We start from the raw sequence: 2595 nt of genomic DNA on the forward strand, positions 1-2595 counted from the left end.
CTGCATCGTTGGCGGCGCGTGGCACGCCAGCCAGGCCGACCACGGTGTTCGCCACCACCGGCAACAGCGAATAGAGAAACAGCGCGACGAAGGCCGGCGCGGTGCCGATGCCCCTGATGCCGATAGCCGCCGCGCCCGGCACATGCGCGGCGACCCAGCCGAGCGGTGCGATCAGCAGGCCGAACAGCGCGATCGACGGAATGGTCTGGATGATGTTGAGGACATTCAGCACCCCTGCCCGCAGCGGCTCGACGCGGTGGCAGAGGATGCCAAGCGGAATTCCAGCGACCACCGCAACTGCCAGCGAGCCGAGCGCCAGCATGATGTGCTTGGAGCCTTCCGCCCAGAAACTGTCGGCGCGGCTGGCATATTCCTTGAGGATGGAAAGACTGTCCCAGCTTCCCGAGGCAAGCAGCGCGCCGATGGCGAGCGCGGCGACGGCAAGAACGCCGACGCGCGCCCATGGCGAGAGGTCAAGCCTGGTCAGAACATCGGCCAGAAGCAACGTGAAGGCAAAGATCAGCAGCCAGAATCCCGAGGCCGGCGCAACGCGGGCGAATGTGTTGCCGGCGGGCGTCAGGAAGGTGCCGGCAATGCCGATCAGGATGGCGAGAGCGACAAGTGCAAAGACGCTGGCGGCCAGCCTGAGGATGAGCGGTGTTCGCAGGAGCGCGACGATGCCGCCGGCAATCAATATCGCCAGCAGCAGGGCGCCTAGCGCCGCAGGCAGCGCCTCGAGGATCGGGCGCGCCTGTCCGGGCACGATGCGGTTGGCGCGGAAGGTGGCGAAGGGTGCCGCAAAGGCGGCATAGGCATCGATGGCGGCAATAACCACGCCGAGCTTGTCGAAGCGGAGGGTCATCGAGACCTCTCCGGAGCAGCGACAGAGAGCCTCGCGGACGTGGTAAATCCCGCAACCTTGGAGATTGGCGAAACCCTGCGCGACATCCGATCTCCCCCCTTGCGGGGGAGATGGCCGGCAGGCCAGAGGGGGGTGGGAAGGATCGCTACCTTCCGGGCAAGGGCTTGCGAGAAGCGAAGATTGTTGGATGGCGAAGCTACAATCGGCTGAGAAGTCGGCGGGACAGCACCCCCCTCTGTCCTACCGGACATCTCCCCCGCAAGGGGGGAGATTGGCAGCTCCGCCGACCGCACCTCTCCAACTCGCACGCGTGTCGCGATCCCCGCCTGATTACTTCAAGAACCCGTTCTTCTTCAAAAAGTCTTCCGCCACCCCCTTCGCGGGTTCACCACCCAGCTGGACACGGCCGTTGAGCTGCTGCAGCGTGGCAAGGTCGAGCTTGGCGAAGACCGGCTTCAGCAGCGTCTCGATCTCCGGATGCTCCTTGAGCACCTGCTCACGGATGATCGGCGCGGGCTGGTAGACGGGCTGCACGGCCTTGTCATCCTCGAGCACGACAAGGCCGGAGGGCTGGATGCCGCCATCGGTGCCGTAGACCATGGCGGCGTTTGCGCCGTTGGTCTGATTGGCGGCGGCGGCGATGGTCGCCGCCGTGTCGCCGCCGGAAAGCGTGATCAACTGGTCCGGCTTAAGCTTGAAGCCGTAAGTGGTCTGGAAGGCCGGCAGGGCCGCAGCCGAATTGACGAACTCGGCCGAGGCGGCCAGCACCACCTTGCCGCCGCCGGAGACGTATTTGCCGAAGTCCGACAGCGTAGCCAGCTTGTTCTCGTCGACCACTTCCTTGCGCAGCGCGATCGCCCAGGTGTTGTTGGCGGGCGACGGCGACAGCCAGACGATCTTGTTGGCGTCATAGTCGAGCTTCTTGGCGGTTTCGTAGGCCTTGGCGGCGTCCTTCCACACCGGGTCGTCCGCCTTCTGGAAGAAGAAGGCGGCATTGCCGGTATACTCGGGATAGATGTCGATCTCGCCGGCGGTGATCGCTTTGCGCACAACCGGCGTCGCGCCTAGTTGAATGCGGTCCGTGGTCTTGATGTTGTTGGCGTTCAGAACCAGCTCGATGATGTTGCCGAGCACGCCGCCTTCGGTGTCGATCTTCGAGGAGACCACCACCTGAGCGTGCGCCGAGGCTGTGGCGATGCCGAACGCGATCGCCGCTGCGGCGAGCTTTCCGATTGAAAACATTGTGAAAATCCCTTGCTGTGAGCCGATAGACCGGTGGCCGCATATGAGCATGGCTTTAACGCGCCGTCGGGGTACACGGTTTCATAACTAAAGAGATGCACGCAATAATTTTGTTCCCGGCGCGAACAGCGCGCCACGCCGGGTCCCGACAGCGTCGTGTCAGCTTCGACGTCGCGGCCTTTCAGAGGCGCATAGGACGCTGGGCGCCTCGATTTGGTGCATGATCCCTTTCCGGCGGAAGCCCGGCACAGACGTGCCGCGCCTTGATTATTGCGTTTGTGCGTTTCGTATTCTGAAGCGGTTCAGCGTTTGGTAGAATCGCTGAACTGCTCTAACCATTTGTTTTTACGCAATTCCGGACGGAAAACCGTTACACACTTTTCCTGGAATTGCTCTAGCCGCTGCGCGCTTTTGGGCGACACACCTTATGTTGCCGGCGGTCGATAACGGATCGACTTCGCCTTGCCGAGAGCTTCAATCGTCTCCTCGAC

2 protein-coding genes are annotated in these 2595 nt (G+C 63.1%); both read right to left on the bottom strand.

Going from position 1 to position 2595, the window contains the following annotated elements; genetic code table 11:
• A partial coding sequence (locus EOA38_RS33190; RefSeq protein ID WP_127301215.1) for an ABC transporter permease occupies positions 1-862 on the bottom strand: 862 nt, incomplete at its 3' end.
• 330 nt (positions 863-1192) lie between these two features.
• Positions 1193-2104, bottom strand: a complete 912-nt coding sequence (locus tag EOA38_RS33195; protein WP_126094229.1) for an ABC transporter substrate-binding protein — start codon at positions 2102-2104, stop codon at positions 1193-1195.
• Between the last annotated feature and the right edge of the window lie 491 nt (positions 2105-2595).

Origin of the sequence: Mesorhizobium sp. M1E.F.Ca.ET.041.01.1.1, assembly GCF_003997355.1 — a bacterium.
Classification (GTDB): domain Bacteria; phylum Pseudomonadota; class Alphaproteobacteria; order Rhizobiales; family Rhizobiaceae; genus Mesorhizobium.